Origin of the sequence: Nitrobacter hamburgensis X14, assembly GCF_000013885.1 — a bacterium.
Taxonomy (GTDB): domain Bacteria; phylum Pseudomonadota; class Alphaproteobacteria; order Rhizobiales; family Xanthobacteraceae; genus Nitrobacter; species Nitrobacter hamburgensis.
In genome coordinates, this window is the sequence record NC_007964.1 from 294,889 (window position 1) to 312,392 (window position 17,504).

Consider the following 17,504-nt stretch of genomic DNA (forward strand, 5'->3'; position numbering starts at 1 on the left):
GCTCTATGATTTTGATTTGACGCGCGCGCTGGTCGTTTTGCGCCTTTGGCTTGCCGCCATTGCCTTGTTATAAAGCCAGCGCGTGGAAACAATGATCGGACGACGCGAATGGTTCCTGTTGCGGATTCGACTGACGCGCCTGAACCGGCTGTTGCCGGGCCATTGCGGCGCTTTCCGTTTGGCCTGGTGACCATGGTTGCAGTTTTCGGCATCGTTGCGGCCTCGCCGACCCAAGCGCAATCGCTCGGGGATCGCTTCAAGGACATGTTCGGCATCAAATCGCAGCCGGAGCGGGCGGCGCCCGCATCAGGCGAGACGGCTTCCGCGCCCAGCGACCTCAGTTGTCCGCCTGTGACCATCCGCGCCGGCGCGTCGACTTACGCGGTCGGCCTGCCGGGCAAGCCGGCGAGCGGCACCGATCTCCGCTACCAGGCAATCATCGGCGAGACCGCGCGAGAATGCGACTACAACACCGACACGCATCAGATCGCGATCAAGGTCGGAATTCAGGGACGGGTCATCGTGGGGCCGGCCGGCGCGCCGCCGACGGTGGAGGTGCCGTTGCGCGTCGCGGTGGTCGAGGACGGCGTTTCCGCGAAAACTATCGCCACCAAGGCCTATACGATTACGGTGAACGTGCCGGGCGTCGAAGGCGGGACCTACAGTTTTGTGTCGGACGATATCGCCTATCCGGCGCCGCAAGGCGCGGTCGCCGACCGATATGTGTTTTACATCGGGTTCGATCCGCAGGCACTGAAGCCTGAGCCGCGGGCGAGGAGCAAGCGGCAGAGGTAATCGAAGTGCGACCGCGAGGACACGGCGCTGACACTTGTCTGGCCGTCATACCCCGCAAGCGGGTATCCAGTACGTTTAGGCCTTGCGAATTTCACCGCGACTCAATGAAATATCGATCATCCGCTTTCGCGGATGATGACGCCGGCATCGGTAGCCCCGCCATCAACAGCCAGCCGAAATAAAAAGCCGGCGCGATGGGTTCGCGCCGGCTTTTGCTTTTATCGTGAAAAACTCAGTTCAGCTTGGCGCGAACTTCGTTGACGCCGTTGGCGAGCAGATCGTCGGCGACCTGTCCCTTCACCGACTGCGACAGGATGGCGGCGGCGGCGGCGACCGCGGCGTCGGCGGCGGCGGCGCGGACATCCGCGATGGCCTGGGCTTCCGCCGATGCGATCTTGCCTTCCGCGCTCTTGGTGCGGCGCGCGACGAAATCCTCCATCTTGACCTTGGCTTCGGCCGCGATGCGCTCGGCTTCGGCTTTGGCCGAGGCGATAATGTCCTGCGCCTCGCGCTCGGCACTCGCGTGGCGGGCTCTGTAGTCGGCGAGCAGCTTGGCGGCTTCGTCCTTCAGGCGGCGCGCGTCGTCGAGCTCGCCCTTGATGCGCGCGCTGCGACGATCGAGCGTGGTCAGCACGGTGCGGTGCACTCCGACATAGGCGAAGACGCCCATCAGGATCACGAAGGCTATGGCAACCCAGGTTTCCGGCTCGGCAAACATGGTCTCGTCATCCCTTCATCGAGGCTTCGACGGCGCTGTCGACGAGCTTGCGGTCAGGCATTGCGCCGGTCAGTTGCTGCACGATAGCCGTTGCCGCATCGCTAGCGATGCCGCGGACGTTGCTCATTGCCGCCGTGCGCGTCGAGGCGATGGTCTTCTCGGCGTCGGCAAGCTTGGCGGACAGCCGTTTCTCGAGCGCCTTGCGTTCGGTATCGGCCTCGGCATTCAGCTTCTCGCGGGTCTCGTTGCCGATCGCCTGCGCCCGGGTCCGCGCGGCCGCGAGTTCGACCTCGTAGGCCTTCAACGCAGCGTCGGACTCGTTTTTCAGCGTTTGCGCCTGCGCGATATCGCCCTCGATCTTGTTCTGGCGGTCGTCGATGGTCTTGCGGACGCGCGGCAAGGCCAGTCGCGACGAGATCAGATAGAGCGCGACGAACGCGATCGTCAGCGACACCAGTTGGGACGCGAACGTGTCTTTCTGGAACGGCGGAAACGGGGCCTTGTGGCCGCCGCCGGCTTCGGTGTGGGCCGTCGCGCCCTTTGCGTTGCCATGACTGTCGGCCACGGGCCTCTCCTCTGCGGTTGATCGGGTCCCGGTTTTCCGGGTCCCGTCAGCCAGCCAGTGATCTTAAAGGGCGAACAGCAACAGCAGGGCGATCAGCAGCGAGAAGATGCCGAGCGCTTCGGTCACGGCGAAGCCGAAGATCAGATTGCCGAACTGGCCCTGGGCGGCCGACGGATTGCGCACCGCCGCGGCAAGATAGTTGCCGAATATGATGCCCACGCCGGCGCCGGCACCACCCATGCCAATGCAGGCAATACCGGCGCCAATGTACTTCGCTGCGAGCGGATCCATAACAAACTCCTTAGTTGAGGCTTGTGAGAGTGACTTTAGAGGGCTGCCGAAACCGGTCCTAGTGACCGGGATGAATCGCATCGTTGATGTAGATGCAGGTGAGGATGGTGAAGACGTAGGCCTGAAGGAATGCGACCAGCAGTTCGAGCGCGGTGAGCGCCACCACCAGCGCCAGCGGCAGCACGGCGCCGAACACGCCGACGATGCCCATGGCGCCGAGCATGGTGACGAAGCTCGCGAACACCTTCAGCGTGATGTGGCCGGCCAGCATGTTGGCGAACAGACGCACGCTGTGCGAGACCGGCCGCGACAGGAACGAAATCACCTCGATCGCCACCACCAGCGGCAGGATCACGATCGGAATGCCCGAGGGCACGAACAGTTTGAAGAACCTCAGACCGTTCTTGTAGAACCCGTAGATCAGCACGGTGAAGAAGACGAGGAATGCCAGCGCGGCCGTCACGATGATGTGGCTCGAGATCGTGAAGGTATAGGGGACGATGCCGACCAGGTTGGAGACCGTCACCAGCATGAAGATCGTGAACACGAACGGGAAGAACTTCATCCCGTCCTTGCCGGCGGTGGTGTGTATGGTGTCCGCCACGAATTCGTAGCTGATCTCGGCGATCGACTGCATGCGCCCGGGCACGAGCTTGCGGCCGGTGGCCAGCATCAAAAGCGACGTCAGAACGACGGCGACCAGCATATAGGCGGAGGAATTGGTGAAAGCGATTTCCTGGCCGCCGATATGGCCTATCGTGAAGATCGTCTCGATGTTGAACTGGTGGATCGGGTCCATCATCCGCGTGCAACTTTCAGTCTGCCGGCAGGCCGGCGTTCAAGCAACTCAGTTATCGGGCAGCCACCCGTCATCGGTCGGTCTGCTCGGGAACCACGCCTGCCGACCGCATCACGTTGATCACGCCGGCCGCGAAGCCGAGCAGGAAAAACACGATCAGCCCCCAAGGCGAGGTCGACAGCAAGCGGTCGAATCCCCAGCCGATCACCGCTCCGACGACAACGCCCGCGATCAACTCCGACGACAGGCGGAAACCACGCGCCATCGCCGAGGCCCTGGCGGCGCCGTTCCCGCTTCCATCTCCGAATTGGTCAGTCTCGTTCTTGCGGGCGCCTTGAAGTTTGGACAGCCGCTGATCGAGATTTCCGAGCCTTTCGGAAAGCGCAGCTTCGTCGGGAGCCGAATGCTCGCGATCTCCGTGCCCGCTGCTGTTTTTGTCTGTGCCGTCAGCCATGCTCTCGACACCCGACACAACGCCGCGATCTCAGGAAATAACGCCCGTTACCCTCAAAAGCCGCGCGGACCATACTGACGGCCACAGGTCAAGTCAAGATTGTGCCGTATCTGACTATAGCATTGAATTAGCTGATTTTATTTTGAAAAATCAAATCGGCTGCGCCCAGTTGCCGCGCTGCAACAGCGGACTCGCGGGAGGGCTGCCTGCTTTTGCTTCGCGGCGCAACTGGGACGCACGCAAGCCGGCGGATGGTGGTATCCTGCGGGGCTGTATGATTCCAGCAGATCGATCCTTGTTTTTCGGCCTGGTCGGCGTGAGGTGATGTCGGTCATGCGCCGTTTTCGTCATCTCGTAACCACTTATAATCCAAGGGTGAATAGCGCCGACTGACCTGTTCCGCGAAACCGGCGGCCCGCTTTTGCAGCGTTGGGGTTGTCAAGGGCGGAACCGGATCGAATTGGCGGTCGACGCGTTGAAATCGCGTCGCGCGTCCTATAGCTCGAGAGTGCCTGGCGCAGACGCCGGTTCGGTGGCGAGCGGATGGCGTTGACGGAGCCGAGCATGAGCGCAGCGACTTCACCTCTCAGACTGTCGCGGATTCCGGCGACTGCCGCGTTGGCTGCCTGCCTCGCCGCACCGGCGCTGGCGCAGGCGACGCCGGATGTGGAGAACGGACGCTATACGCTTACGCCGATGAGCGGCGGCTTCGTCAGGCTGGATACGCGGACCGGTGTGGTCTCGCACTGCGGGGACAAAGGCAACGGCTGGGCGTGTTACGCCTTGCCCGAAGAACGTGCTGCGCTGGATAAGGAAATCGGCCGGCTGCTGGCGGAGAACGAGAAACTGAAGGCGCAACTCGCCGCGCGCGAGCCGACTGCCAGCGGCAAGACCCAGCAGGCTTTGCCCAAGGCGGATTCGCTGAGGCCGGGCGCTCCCAAGGCTGGCGTTCCCAAGGCTGACCAACCGAAATCCGCCGACGCCAACCGCAACAGCATCGAGATTCCGCTGCCGAGCGATCGCGACATGGATCGCGTCATGTCGTTCGTCGAGCGCGCCTGGCGGCGGCTGATCGAGATGGCCGGCCGCGTTCACCGCGATGCGTCCGGAGGAATCTGACCGGCGCGGTCCGACGCAAAGACATTTGATTCAAGATAATTGACTCAAGACATTTTGGCGCAAGACGTGGGCTCGATCCTCGCGCGCCGCCCGCGACGATCTGCCGCAAAACGATCTCCCCGTTCTGTCGGAACGCTTGCTGCACGCACCGGTTGTCCTCCTTTCACTGCAAAAAAGGGGAAGGTCTTCATGCGATTTTCGAAAATCCTGCTCGCGGCGCTGGCGGTGGGCACCACGTCCATTTTGTTTCAGCCCGCGATGGCTGCGCCTTTGACGGTCGACCGATCGCTTGCCACCCCAGCCGCGACGCCACAGCCGGTCCGTTATCGACACCATGGCTGGCATCGTCATCACCATCATCATGGTTGGCATCATCACGGCTGGCGGCGTGGTCACTATGGCTATGGCCCGGGTTACTATGGCTATGGTCCGGGTCCCGTGTTCGGCGGACTCGCCGCCGGCGCGATGATCGGCAGCGCCATAGCCGGGAGTCAGGCTCGCGCGCCAAGAAGCGACGACGCCTATTGCTTCCGCCGCTTCAAATCCTACGACCCGCGCTCCGGGACGTATCTTGGCTACGATGGCAACCGCCATCCCTGCCCGTAGTCAGACGAGGACGCAGCTCGTCCGGCGCGACGATCCGGCTGCTCCGCGCGGCCGGATCGTTTCTGTTTTCGAGGTCGTTGCTATCGATAAAATCGCAGCAGGACGGGCGCTGTTCAGGCAAGCGGGGATCAGGACCGTTAACTCGTTTCCATGGTCCGCGGCATTGCGCCTTGCAAGACCGGTTCGAGCGGTGGACAATCTGGTTCCGGGGTACGCACCCGGCCCGAGACCGCAATGAACGCGAATGCATGCGCGAGCCCGTGGATTCAATGACCGCATCCGATAGCACCCGTATCGTGATCGCCGACGATCATCCGCTGTTCCGCGATGCCCTGCGGCAGGCGGTCGCCAGCATCATGCCTGCGCAGATCGACGAGGCCGGCACGTTCGAGGAGTTGACGGCGCGGCTCGAGCAGGAGGCCGACGTCGATCTGATTCTGCTCGACCTGTCGATGCCAGGGATCAGCGGGTTTTCCGGGCTGATTTATCTGCGCGCCCAGTATTCGGCGATTCCGGTGGTGGTGGTGTCGGCCAGCGACGACGTGGCGACAATCCGCCGCTCGATGGATTTCGGCGCCTCCGGGTTCATTCCGAAGCGGTTGGGAGTCGATGCGCTGCGCACCGCGATCCTCAAGGTCATCGAGGGTGATATCTGGATCCCGCCCGACGTCGATCTGTCGGCCGCCGCCGATCCGGAGATGACGCGCTTGCGCGACCGGCTCGTCACGCTGACGCCGCAGCAGGTGCGCGTCCTGATGATGCTGTCCGAAGGGCTGCTCAACAAACAGATCGCCTACGAACTCGGGGTATCGGAGGCGACCATCAAGGCGCATGTCTCCGCGATCCTGCAAAAGCTCGGGGTCGACAGCCGCACCCAGGCGGTCATTGCGGCGGCGCGGATTGCCGGAGATCAGTGGCGTCAGAGCGAGCCGTCGGCGGGTTGAGTCGTCGGTTCGCGGCGATCTCGGCATTTGATCGTAGCGGCGCTTTCCCCGGACAACTCCTCGGCAGAAGACAAAGATGTGTTGCGGTTATTCCGCGGCGGCGATCTGCTGGCTTCGCCACTGGCCGATCAGCGCCCGCAGCGAAGCCGGTTTCAACGGCTTGTTGAGCACTGAAACCCGTTCCAGCTGCGCCGCTTCGCGAACGTGGGGGCTGCGGTCGGCCGTGATCAGGATCGCCGGAATGGTCTCGCCGAATTTCCGTCGAATCTCCCGGATCGTCGCGATGCCGTTGCCGCGGTCGAGATGATAGTCCACCAGCAGCCCGGTGATCGGTCCGCCGGCCGCTTCGATCGCCGCGATCGCCGACTCATGATCGGTGACGGCGATCACGCGGGCATCCCAGGATGTCAGCAGCGTCTTCATGCCGTCGAGGATCGCCAGATCGTTCTCGATGCAGACGATCAGGGTCCCGCTCATCGGCGCGTGCGACAGCGGCGTGCTGCTGGTCACCGCGGTGGCATGGGCAGTCTGATTGATGGCCGGTGCGATCGGAATTGTGACCGAGAACAGCGAGCCGCCGCCGCGGTTTGAGTCCAGTGCGATGGTCAGATCAAGCACGCGCGCAAGCCGCTGGACGATCGACAGCCCCAGCCCGAGCCCCCGCGCGATGCGCGCTCCCTGTTCGAGCCGATGAAATTCCTTGAAGATTTCGCCGCGCTTGAGGATCGGGATTCCGACGCCGGTGTCATAGACGTTGATCCGGAGCGATTCGCCGCGTCTGCGGCAGCCGATCAGCACGCGGCCGTGCGGGGTATACTTGATGGCGTTCGAGATCAGGTTTTGCAGCAGCCGCCGCAGCAGCATCCGGTCGGATGCGATCGGCAGCGAACTCGGCACGAACGTCAGGCGGACCTGCCTCGCCCGCGCCATCGGAGCGAACTCGATTTCGAGCGAGCGCATCAGGTCGCCGACCCGGAAACTCGTGATCGACGTCGTGATGGCGCCGGCGTCTAGCCGCGAGATGTCGAGCAGCGCGCCGAGAATCTCCTCGATGGCCTCCAGTGAATCGTCGATGTTCTGGACCAGCCTGGAATCCTCTCCGCCGCTCCGCCGCTCCACCAAGCTCGTGACATAGAGTCGTGCGGCGTTGAGCGGTTGCAGGATGTCGTGGCCGGCGGCCGCCAGGAACCGGGTTTTGGAGATGTTGGCTTCTTCGGCGATGCTCTTGGCGCGCGCGAGTTCGGAATTCAGCCGGGTCAGTTCCTCGGTGCGGTCACGCACGCGCTTTTCGAGCGTGGCATTAGCGCGCTCAAGCGCCTCGGCGGCCTCGAAGCTCGGGGTCACATCGGAGAAGGTAATCACCAGGCCGCCGTCGGGCATCCGGTTGGCGCGGACCTCGATCACGATGTTGCGGTCGGGACGCCGCTCCAGATACGGCTGTCCCTCCGTCGTGTATGCGGTGAGACGGGTCTGCTTCGCAGCCTCCCGGTCGATCTGCGACTTATCGATGGTGCCGAGGAATTCAAGAATTTCGGTCAGCGGAATCCCGATCTGAACGATTTGCGGCGGCAGCCCGAGAATATTTCCGAATTGTCGGTTCGAACAGATCAATTGCAGATCGGTGTTGAACACCGCGATTCCCTGCCGCACGTGGTTCAGTGCGGTCTGCAGCATCTCGCGGTTGAAGTGGAGCGCCGCGTGGGCGTCGTCGAGCAGCTTCAAGGCTGCCTTCGCCGACACCGTGCGACGCCGCAGCAGCAGCGAGATCACCAGTCGCGACGACGCCGCGCCGATCGACGACGCGATCAGATGCTCGGCGTGCTGCAGCAATTCGAAATCGGCCGGCGCTGCCGGATCGAGGTTGAGGCGCCGCGCAGCGGCGAACGCCTTGAACGACTGCCGTGCGCGCTCGGGGCCGAGGTATTGTGCCACGGTGCCGAGAATATCCTGCACCGTCACCATCGAACGCCAGCGCCGGAATGGCGGGGTCAGCGGCGCGAGCGCGTGGGGCGCGAAGATTCCCGCCTGCACCCGCTCGATCGACGATGGTTGCCGCGTCAGCGACAGCGCGACGTAGGTCAGGACATTTAGCGACAGACTCCATAGCACACCGTGCATGAGCGGAGGCAGGTTGACGCCGAACAGCGCCTGCGGCTTCAGTTCGCCGATGCCGAACGGGCCGTGTTGCAGCAGCATCGTGCCGACGGTGGTGCCGTCCAGCAAGCTCGGAAGAAACAGCGTGTAGGCCCAGACGGCGAAACCGGCGAGCATCCCGCCCATCGCGCCGCGCGCCGTCGCACGCCGCCAGACCAGGCCGCCGAGGAACACCGGCGCGAGTTGCGCGATGGCGGCGAACGACAGCAGCCCGATCGCGGCGAGCTGTGCGCTGCCGAGCGCGCGGTAGTACAAATACGCCATGATCATGATGGCGAAGATCGCAAGACGGCGGGTCTTGAGCAGGAAGTTGCCGAAGTCCTTGCGGCCGCCACGGGCCGCCGGACTGCGCTGCAACACCAGCGGCACGACAATGTCGTTGGACACCATGATCGCCAGCGCCACGCATTCAACGATCACCATCGCGGTTCCCGCTGAAAGTCCTCCGATGAACACTGCGATGCTGAGCAACCTGGACTGGCCCTCGATCGGCAGCGCCAGCACATACATGTCGCTGTTGCCGAACGGGAACGTGACGAGGCCTGCGAGCGCGATCGGGACAACGAAGATATTGATGGCGACCAGGTAGAGCGGAAACAGCCAGCGCGCCCGGCCGACCTCGGCGTCGCTGGAGTTCTCCACCACGCTGACATGGAATTGCCGGGGCAGCAGCATGATCGCGAGAAACGACAGCAGCGTCATCGTCAGGAAGTTGCCGATCGACGGCGTGTACTCGATGGCCCGCATCGCCTCCGGCGATTTCAGTGCGCGCTCGACCAGTTCGACGGGACTGAACATCCAGAACGTGACGAAGACGCCCGCGGCGATGAACGCCACCAGCTTGACGATCGACTCGGTCGCGATCGCCAGCATCAGGCCGTGTTGATGCTCCGTCGCATCGGTCTGCCGGGTTCCGAACAGCACCGCGAACAGGGCCAGCGCGATCGTTACGATCAGTGCGATGTCGTTGATGACAGGAATTTTGGCGATCGCCTGGTCGTCGATCAGGATGGTCCCGAGCGAGGAGGCCACCGCCTTGAGTTGAAGCGAGATATACGGAATCGAGCCGATCATGGCGATGACGGCGACGGTTGCCGCCACCGCCTGACTCTTGCCGTAGCGCGCGGCGATGAAATCGGCGACCGACGTGATGTTCTGCGATTTCGCCAACTGGATGATCCGCCGCAGCAGCGGCGTGCAGAATGCGATCAGCAGGACCGGCCCGACATAGATCGCGAGAAACTCGGGGCCGGTTCGGGTCGCGAGCCCGACAGAACCGAAAAACGTCCACGACGTGCAGTACACCGCCAGCGACAGCGGATAGATCAGCGGGCCGGCGGGGCCGCGGCCAAACTTCGGGGCCCGGTCGCCATAGCTTGCGACCAGGAAGAGGAAGCCGATGTAGCCGATGGCGGCCGCGATCACGCCCCAGTCGTGCAGCATTGCGGTCGCTCCTCCGGCAGTCGCTGCCTTGGGTCTGCTTCGGGTTAACCTCTAGCCGTCCTCGCGGAAAATCTAACGTCTTACGCGGCCTCGCGCGACAGCTCTGCCGTCATGATTTGCACACCGGCGCGAATCAGCTTATACACGTATAAGTTGTGATACTCATCGATCTCTATTGAGGGCGCCGCGGATGGGTCAACTTCTGTCCTTCGTTCCGGATACTCCGGTTTTCATCGTCAACGATGATCCGTCGGTGCGGGAAACGCTGGTCCTGCTTTTGAAGATCGAGGGTTATGCCGCGCAAAGCTTTGGCGACGGAGCCTCGTTTCTCGAGGCGGTTCGGAGCGTGTTGCCGGCCTGTGTCATTCTGGACCTGCATCTTCCCGGCGAATCGGGGTTCGATATCCTGCGCAAGCTGGCGGCTGAGTGGGTTGCAGCGCCGATCCTCGTGATCTCCGGCGTGGCTGACATCGCAACAGCCGTAGCGGCGATGAAATATGGCGCGCTCGATTTTCTGGAGAAGCCATTTTCCTCCGATGCGATCGTCGACCGGGTTCGTGCCGCGGTGAAGGTGTGGCGCGAGGCGGCGAGATCGACGGGCTCGCCAATTTCCCCGGCCGCCATCTGCTGACCTGCCGAGAGCGCGAAAGTCCTGTCCCAAGTGGCAGGGGTGCGTCGAACAAGGAAGCGGGACGCAGACTGGGTATCAGTCCGCGCACGGTCGAGGTTCACCGCGCGCGAATCATGGACAAGCTCGGCGCCAAAAATGCCGCCGATCTGATTCGGATCGTGTTGTCCGAGGCGAGCGCACGGCGACGACTGTCCGCCTCTAGAGCGCTTTCCGTTCTGATGGAATCAAGCCGGGCTCTAGCTTTTTGTTTTGCCGCGCTTTCTTGACGCGAACCGGTACTCGTCCTCGGGTCAAGCCCGAGGACATGCTTCGCTCGAAAACGCTAAAGTCTGTCAAAAGCGAGCGCGTTCTGACAGATCGCTACTCGGCCGCCATGGATTTCGCCTGCAACGGCAGATCGAGGCGTTCCCAGACCTGAAGCAGGGCTTCCGCCAATTGATCGACCAGCGCGTCGTCGTGATATGGCGACGGCGTGATTCGCAGCCGCTCCATTCCCTTGGCAACGGTCGGATAGTTGATCGGCTGGATATAGATGCCATGGTCATGCAGCAGCATATCGGACGCCTGCTTGCAGCGCTCGGGATTGCCGACGAAGAGCGGGACGATGTGGGTCGAACTCACCATCACCGGCAGACCGGCCGCAATCAGGCTTGCCTTGGTGCGCGCCGCGCGTTCCTGATGGCGTTCGCGTTCCCATGTCGATGACTTGAGATGCCGGATCGCAGCGGTCGCCGCCGAGCAGATCGCGGGCGGCAGCGAGGTGGTGAAGATGAAGCCGGGCGCATAGGAACGCACCGCGTCGATGATATCGGAATTGCCGGCAATGTAGCCGCCGAGACAGCCAAATGCCTTGGCAAGCGTGCCTTCGAGGACGTCGATGCGATGCATGACGCCTTCGCGCTCGGCGATACCGCCGCCGCGCGGCCCATACATGCCGACCGCGTGCACCTCGTCGACATAGGTCATCGCGCCGTAGCGCTCGGCGAGATCGCAGATCTTCGCAAGCGGCGCGACATCGCCATCCATCGAATACAGGCTCTCGCAAGCGATCAGCTTCGGGCGGTCGGGGTCGGCTGCGCGAAGCAGCTCCTCCAGATGCGCCACGTCGTTGTGGCGGAATACGATGCGCTCGCATCCCGACTGCCGGATGCCTTCGATCATCGAATTGTGGTTGAGCGCGTCCGACAGGATCAGGCAGTTCGGAATGAGCTTGGCGAGGGTCGAAATGCCGGTCTGGTTCGAGACATAGCCGGACGTGAACACGAGCGCTGCGGGCTTGCCATGCAGATCAGCCAGTTCCTGCTCGAGCTGGACCAGCGGATGGTGGTTTCCAGCGATGTTGCGGGTGCCGCCAGCGCCGGTGCCGACGCGGGTCGCGGTCTCGACCATGGCGCCGACGACCTTCGGGTGCTGACCAATGCCGAGGTAGTCGTTGGAGCACCAGATCACGACATTGCGCGGCCCCTTGGGGGAGTGCCAAGTGGCGTAGGGGAACCGGCCGGCGATGCGTTCAAGGTCGGCGAAAACGCGGTAGCGCCGCTCGTCATGAAGTCGATCGAGCGCGTTACTGAAGAACTTGCTATAATCCATGACTAAATCCGGAAAAGAGCCCGGGACGGCCGGACCGATCGAAGACCTTTTTAGAGCCTTTCCAGCCGGGCTGTCGAGCCAGAATCCGCAAAAACGCCGGTTTAAGGGTTAAAAATCGCCGTTAATTTGCTCTAGCGCAAAGAGTCCCTGCTGCCGGGTCCTGTGCGGGACCGTCAGTTCACCCATGAAGCCAGTCCGAAAACTGCTCCAGGAGGTTGCAGAGAGATTGCAGACAATAGCCCGTTTTCCGTGACGGGCCGGCGCTGTCGGATCTGACCCTGTCGCATCCGATCAGTGAGGCGGAGCGGCCGCCTTCGCGTCATCCAGCCGTGACCTGATGCCGAGGCGGTCGAGCAACGCGGCGTCGCGCGCGGTCTGCGGATTTTTCGTGGTCAGCAGGACATCGCCGATGAAAATGGAGTTGGCGCCGGCCAAAAAGCACAGCGCCTGCAATTCGTCGGTCATGTATTGCCGGCCCGCCGACAGCCGGACCACGCTCCTCGGCATCATGATCCGCGCCACCGCGATCATGCGGACCAGCGCGATCGGATCGGGCCGCTCGGCGGTGTCGTTGACGGGCACGGACTTGACCTCGTTCCACATGTTGATGGGGACGCTTTCGGGGTGCGCGGGCAGATTGGCCAGCAGCATCAACATACCGAGCCGGTCGCCGACCTGTTCTCCCAAGCCGATGATGCCGCCGCAGCAGACCTTGAGCCCGGCCTCGCGCGCATGGGCGAGCGTATCGATGCGATCCTGCATCGTCCGCGTGGTGATGATGTTGCCGTAGAATTCGGGCGAGGTATCGACGTTGTGGTTGTAGAAATCGAGTCCGGCGTCGTGCAGTCGCCGAGCTTGATCGGGCGTGAGCATGCCAAGCGTCGCGCAGGTCTCCAGGCCGAGCTCCTTGACGGCGCTGACCATGTCGCAGACCCGGTCGAGATCCCTGTCCTTCGGATTGCGCCACGCTGCCGCCATGCAGAACCGGCTGGCGCCGGCATCCCTGGCCCGCCGCGCGGTTTCGATGACGGCTTCCCGATCCATCAGCTTGGTGGCTTTCACGCCGGAATCGTAATGTGCACTCTGCGAACAGTAGCCGCAATCTTCCGGGCAGCCGCCGGTCTTGATGCTGAGCAGGTTCGCGGTCTCGACGTGATTGGGATCGAAATGGCGGCGATGAAGGGTCTGCGCCTGAAAGATCAGGTCTGCGAAAGGCAGATTATAGAGTGTCTCGGCTTCGGATCGCGTCCAGTCGTGGCGCGGCTGCGAGGACAAATCGTGACCGCTGCCGAACGAAACCGATGCTGCATCCATGTCACGAACCCCGTGTTGCCGCGTTACGTGGAATTGGTTTTTGAAACCGTCGTCCGCGCGACACGACGATATCATGGCGTGCCGCGAATTTCGAATGACGCCACGCTCCGGTTTATCGGAGGTCGTCCCGTTTATGAATATCAATTCGGCTTGGAGCACATATCCGGGCATTACGCCGTCCCGACATTGGGAGAGCATTGCGCCAATCGCGTCAGCACGACGGATCGGGCCTCACTGCGCAGTGGCCCGAATCACTTGAGCAACCGGCGGCCGATCCCGCCCCGTCAGGCCGCTCATGCCGAGATGCCCCGCGACGGCTTGGTGGGCCGCCGGCCGCATCCGATGTCGCGGAGACCTCGTGTCGCCCCTGTTGATGCGTGATACGGCTTGAAAATAAAAAGGCCGGCATCATGATGCCGGCCTTTTCCTATTTCGAAACCGTAAAGGCTCGGGAGGATCAGTACCTCGGGCCGACCGGGGCGCCCCAGTTGAAGCGATAGTTCAGGCCGACCTTGATGGTGTGCTCGTCGTTGCGGAAGCGAACGTCCTGATTACGGAAGGTAGTGCGCGTGGTGCCGAAGTCATAGTACTGATACTCGATCAGGCCCGACCAGTTCTGGGTGAACATATATTCCAGACCGCCGCCGACGGTGAAGCCGTCCCGACCGATGCGGTTGTTGGAAAAGGTGTCGCCGCCGAAGCCGTTGGTGTTGCGAGTATCGGCCCAGGCGTAGCCGCCCTTGGCGTACAGCAGCGCCGGACCCCAAGTGTAGCCGAGACGGCCGGTGACCGAACCGAGTCCGCGGTTCACGAAGGGATGGTCGTTGGTGTCGAGGAAGCTGTAGTTAGCCCCAATACCGAACACCCAGTTCGGAGAAAACTGATAGTCGTAGCCGATCTGGCCGCCGCCCATGAACACGCCGTCGTTGCCATTGCGGGTGAAACCGGGAGCGGCGAGGTTGTGATCGCCGCCGAAGGCGCCGCCGACGTGACCACCGAGGTAGAAGCCGGTCCAGTTGTAGATCGGCGCGGCCTCATAGACCGGAGCCTTGGTGTAGGGGCGAGCGGCGAGATCCGCGGCCTGTGCCGGCACGATCGCGGCCATGCCGACAATTGCTACAGAAGCGAGTAGGATTTTTTTCATTACGTTCTCCAGGAATTCGATGTCCGAGCAACCGTTCGTCGGCCCCGTCATCAAAACCCTAGATCGATTCCGGGCAAAAAGCTGTCACTGATCAGCCACACTCGGGAACGTTCGCAACCTTTTGGGGAACAACGGAACTTGTTTGCTTAATGATGCCTTAAACAGAACTAAATGAAGCCTTCATTCACACCCCGTTCGCGCGGCAACAACCACCGAAACGGTTTCAATGAGAATCTTCTTTCAAATCGGGGAGCAAAATCTGTTTTTCGTTTCGTCACGACAGACAGGGGTGAACGAATCACTATGGACGATGTCTGCCCGTGATTTGGCCGCAGCGAGAAAGATTCCCTAGCATTACAGTTGCGTTTTTGATTTGAAGTGAGCGCGCTGAGCGGCAGCCTGATGGGCTCTGCGCCAGCAAGACCATGCGATGATGTGTGCGGGTTGAATACGCCTTCGCGCGAGTCTGGTGGCAATGCGGCGGATTTCCTGGATTGACCAACGGATCAGTGGCGGCGTGGCGATGCTTTGGCTTTTGCCGGGGGGCGACGTTTGGTTTTTTTGGGCGGCGGATTGGCGCGATGTCGGATCGCGGCCATCATGGCGAAGGCGAGCATCACCAGGGACACATGACGGTGCCAGCCATGCCAGGATCTGCTCTCGTTGTGATCGAGCCCGAACTCGTTTTTCGCGGTTTCAAAGCTGTCCTCAATCGCCCATCGATGGCCTTCGACCGCGACCAGCGTTTCAATTGATGTTCCCGTTGGACACCAGGTGGTGAAGAAGGCGAGGTCATCATCGGCGATGCGACGACGGATCAGCAGACCGCGTGTCCACAAACCATCATGTGTGCGGTTGAACTGCCCGGCCTCGAGATCGGCCAATTCGAGATAACACCAGTCGTGCAGCCGCGGTCCTTTGGTTCCGGCTCCCGCCGACAGGCGCTTCCAGTCGGATGAGCGCCGCGTCCGGGCGATGTCTGCAGCCGTCCCGGCGACCGGCGGTCGCTTGCCCCAGGATCAAAACACATGAGCGCTGCTGACCCCAAGCACGTAGCCTTTGCCTGCCCGACGGAGTTGCTGTTCGATGTCGCCAACACCGTAGACGGTATCACCGGCAACCCACTTGAATGGGACAGACGCGGCTATCGCGCGTGCGATCATTCTTGTCGCAAGCTTCGGTTTGGTCGCAAAGCCGACGCTGGCCGGCACATATGCGGCTTCCAGACGATCGGGATCGTCGGTCCATTCCTTCGGAAGATACAACGCCCGATCGATCAACGCATGACCATGACGCGAAACGTAGGTCGCGAAGACGCCGATCTGGCAGTTCGTGATCTTCCCTGCCGAACCGGTGTATTGCCGCGCCACGCCGCATGACACCTTGCCCTGCTTGAGAAAGCCGGTCTCGTCGATCACCAGCACCGCATCGTCATCCGCCAGATGCTCGATGACATAGTCGCGCACGATATCGCGCAGGGCATCCGCTTCCCATCGCCCACGACCCAGAATCGCCTGCTGGCGCCAGGGGCCAGAATCGCCGGCCGCCTCGGCTCGCATCCATCCCGTCTTGCGTTGTTCCGCACTCAGAAGCCCATCAATAAACTGCCCAGCCGACGCCGCGATGCGATCCTGTGTGAACAACGGGCGTATCCGTTCTTTGACATCGCGCAGCGAAGATGCCCAAAGTTCAAGCGTCGCCTCGATCGTAGCCCCCGACATTCCATGACCCTCCGAATCATGGAAACCCATCGATTCAGAGCGCAGCAACAATTGCAACTGTAATGCTAGGCTGGATCGACGCGCTGAGATGAGCGGCAATCTCGAGAACAGATTGCGCAAACTGGAATCGGCCTCGATGTCCTCTTGGACGCCATGTCGCCGAATTATGGGCTGCACAGTGGTTGAGTGCGAGGCGACGATGACCGCTATGGTTTCCGCTAACCAGGCCTCACGGTCTGATCGCTTCATCTATCGTTTGATGGTGTCACCATGACGGCCCGCAGCATCACCACGCGCATTGAAAAGCTGGAAGCGCGTCGACGCAACGATGACGAAATGCTGATGCTGTGGCGCAAGCCCGGGAGCGATATCGGCGCGGCGGTGTTGTCGGCGAACAAGGCCGGGCTGTTCCGGCTCCGGCGATCTGGTGTTGTGCGGTGAATGGTATGGCGACGGCGATTTGCCTGCCGCGCGATGGGTCCGGCGCGTCAAGGGGGAGATTTGACGCTCCCGGAACAGGATAGCCTCTACCAGACGTTTAGAAACCGGATTGTCGCCAGCGCAGACGATACCAAGGCCACGGGCCCAACGGACGCTCCGCCCTATCTCTGCACGTGGCCCGACGAGGCGCTGTGGTCGGCTGCTTTAGAGGTCTGGACATGAGGACAGCACTTGAGCGCCGTTTGGCAGCACTAGAACAGCGCAAGTCCGTGAAGACCCGACAAATGCATGTCATCAGGGCGACCGATCACGACGACAGCATGCGTCAAATTTCCGAGTTGATGACCGCCGGCGCCGTTGATCAGAACGACGGTTTCCTGTGCATCACCGGAAAGCCGATGGTTCACTGATGGCTGATTTCAGCAACCGCCTCGAGAAACTGGAATTGAAGTCTGCGCGCCATTCTCGGCCGCGCCTATCGCCTGAACGGCGCAAGCTGCTCACGGATTGCGCTGTGCTCCACGGCGATCAGCAGGCCTCGCAGGTGCTTTCGGAATGCCGTCCGACCAATATCCCCAGCAGCAATGAACAGCGAGCAGCGGCCATAGCCGCCGGTCTGAGGGTCGATAGCTGATTTGTGCTCTCGGTCGTCGATGCTGAAAAACTGGTCGTCGGACCTGAAAATACAGGTTTGAAAACAGGTCACGATGGCGGCTTAGCTTCCCACTATCGCACGCTACATTGAACCTCCGGCACACTACGATAGCCAAAAGCG

The 17,504-nt window shown here is 62.1% G+C and carries 16 protein-coding genes and 2 pseudogenes; 8 read left to right on the forward strand and 10 right to left on the reverse strand.

The annotated features are described in order from the left end of the window. Window positions 1-108: 108 nt before the first annotated feature. Window positions 109-795, forward strand: coding sequence for a hypothetical protein (locus tag NHAM_RS01335; protein WP_011508869.1), 687 nt, complete (start codon window positions 109-111; stop codon window positions 793-795). A gap of 232 nt (window positions 796-1,027) precedes the next feature. Here the strand turns inward: NHAM_RS01335 and NHAM_RS01340 are convergent, their stop codons facing one another. The 5 genes from NHAM_RS01340 to NHAM_RS01360 form a co-directional block, all read right to left on the reverse strand. After that, window positions 1,028-1,513, reverse strand: a complete 486-nt coding sequence (locus NHAM_RS01340) for an ATP synthase subunit b 1 (protein ID WP_011508870.1) — start codon at window positions 1,511-1,513, stop codon at window positions 1,028-1,030. Window positions 1,514-1,520: 7 nt separating this feature from the next. Beyond that, complete coding sequence (locus NHAM_RS01345) at window positions 1,521-2,078, reverse strand: ATP synthase subunit b 2 (RefSeq protein ID WP_011508871.1); 558 nt, start codon at window positions 2,076-2,078, stop codon at window positions 1,521-1,523. A 63-nt stretch (window positions 2,079-2,141) separates the two neighbouring features. Continuing rightward, entirely contained in the window at window positions 2,142-2,369 is a 228-nt protein-coding gene (locus NHAM_RS01350) for a F0F1 ATP synthase subunit C (RefSeq protein WP_011508872.1), read from the reverse strand. A gap of 58 nt (window positions 2,370-2,427) precedes the next feature. Further along, the gene (locus NHAM_RS01355; protein ID WP_011508873.1) at window positions 2,428-3,171 is read right to left on the reverse strand and encodes a F0F1 ATP synthase subunit A; all 744 of its coding nucleotides are present in this window, start codon (window positions 3,169-3,171) and stop codon (window positions 2,428-2,430) included. Window positions 3,172-3,238: 67 nt separating this feature from the next. Continuing rightward, a complete protein-coding gene (locus NHAM_RS01360) occupies window positions 3,239-3,622 on the reverse strand; it encodes an AtpZ/AtpI family protein (protein WP_011508874.1) in 384 nt (127 codons plus the stop codon). 564 nt (window positions 3,623-4,186) lie between these two features. Here NHAM_RS01360 and NHAM_RS01365 point away from each other — a divergent pair. The 3 genes from NHAM_RS01365 (at window position 4,187) to NHAM_RS01375 (ending at window position 6,291) form a co-directional block, all read left to right on the forward strand. After that, on the forward strand, window positions 4,187-4,741 hold the full coding sequence (locus NHAM_RS01365; RefSeq protein ID WP_011508875.1) for a hypothetical protein: 555 nt from the start codon (window positions 4,187-4,189) through the stop codon (window positions 4,739-4,741). 189 nt (window positions 4,742-4,930) lie between these two features. Continuing rightward, on the forward strand, window positions 4,931-5,347 hold the full coding sequence (locus NHAM_RS01370) for a BA14K family protein (RefSeq protein ID WP_011508876.1): 417 nt from the start codon (window positions 4,931-4,933) through the stop codon (window positions 5,345-5,347). A 269-nt stretch (window positions 5,348-5,616) separates the two neighbouring features. Beyond that, window positions 5,617-6,291 carry a response regulator transcription factor gene (locus NHAM_RS01375; RefSeq protein ID WP_041357543.1) on the forward strand — a complete coding sequence of 225 codons (675 nt, stop codon included), beginning with the start codon at window positions 5,617-5,619 and terminating at the stop codon, window positions 6,289-6,291. Between the two features lie 87 nt (window positions 6,292-6,378). On the opposite strand, the gene NHAM_RS01380 is transcribed toward NHAM_RS01375, so the two are convergent. After that, window positions 6,379-9,888, reverse strand: coding sequence for a PAS domain-containing hybrid sensor histidine kinase/response regulator (locus tag NHAM_RS01380; protein ID WP_011508878.1), 3,510 nt, complete (start codon window positions 9,886-9,888; stop codon window positions 6,379-6,381). A 190-nt stretch (window positions 9,889-10,078) separates the two neighbouring features. On the opposite strand from NHAM_RS01380, the pseudogene NHAM_RS01385 reads away from it, so the two are divergent. Further along, window positions 10,079-10,785: pseudogene (locus NHAM_RS01385) on the forward strand (response regulator transcription factor). A gap of 94 nt (window positions 10,786-10,879) precedes the next feature. Here the strand turns inward: NHAM_RS01385 and hemA are convergent. The 4 genes and pseudogenes from hemA to NHAM_RS01405 form a co-directional block, all read right to left on the reverse strand. Next, entirely contained in the window at window positions 10,880-12,109 is a 1,230-nt protein-coding gene (hemA, locus tag NHAM_RS01390) for a 5-aminolevulinate synthase (RefSeq protein WP_011508879.1), read from the reverse strand. Between the two features lie 291 nt (window positions 12,110-12,400). Continuing rightward, window positions 12,401-13,423, reverse strand: a complete 1,023-nt coding sequence (gene bioB / locus NHAM_RS01395; protein ID WP_011508880.1) for a biotin synthase BioB — start codon at window positions 13,421-13,423, stop codon at window positions 12,401-12,403. Window positions 13,424-13,880: 457 nt separating this feature from the next. Then, window positions 13,881-14,567, reverse strand: coding sequence for an outer membrane protein (locus NHAM_RS01400; RefSeq protein ID WP_041358584.1), 687 nt, complete (start codon window positions 14,565-14,567; stop codon window positions 13,881-13,883). A gap of 506 nt (window positions 14,568-15,073) precedes the next feature. Continuing rightward, window positions 15,074-16,288, reverse strand: a pseudogene (locus NHAM_RS01405) (IS701 family transposase). A 270-nt stretch (window positions 16,289-16,558) separates the two neighbouring features. Here NHAM_RS01405 and NHAM_RS26300 point away from each other — a divergent pair. The 3 genes from NHAM_RS26300 to NHAM_RS01415 all read left to right on the forward strand — a co-directional run bounded on the left by NHAM_RS26300 (window position 16,559) and on the right by NHAM_RS01415 (window position 17,363). Next, complete coding sequence (locus NHAM_RS26300; RefSeq protein WP_157043492.1) at window positions 16,559-16,729, forward strand: hypothetical protein; 171 nt, start codon at window positions 16,559-16,561, stop codon at window positions 16,727-16,729. Window positions 16,730-16,947: 218 nt separating this feature from the next. Continuing rightward, window positions 16,948-17,139 (forward strand): hypothetical protein, encoded by a 192-nt coding sequence (locus tag NHAM_RS26305; RefSeq protein WP_157043493.1) that lies wholly within the window; start codon window positions 16,948-16,950, stop codon window positions 17,137-17,139. Then, window positions 17,139-17,363 carry a hypothetical protein gene (locus NHAM_RS01415; RefSeq protein ID WP_041357547.1) on the forward strand — a complete coding sequence of 75 codons (225 nt, stop codon included), beginning with the start codon at window positions 17,139-17,141 and terminating at the stop codon, window positions 17,361-17,363. Before NHAM_RS26305 ends, NHAM_RS01415 begins: the two co-directional genes overlap by 1 nt. Window positions 17,364-17,504 lie beyond the last annotated feature (141 nt).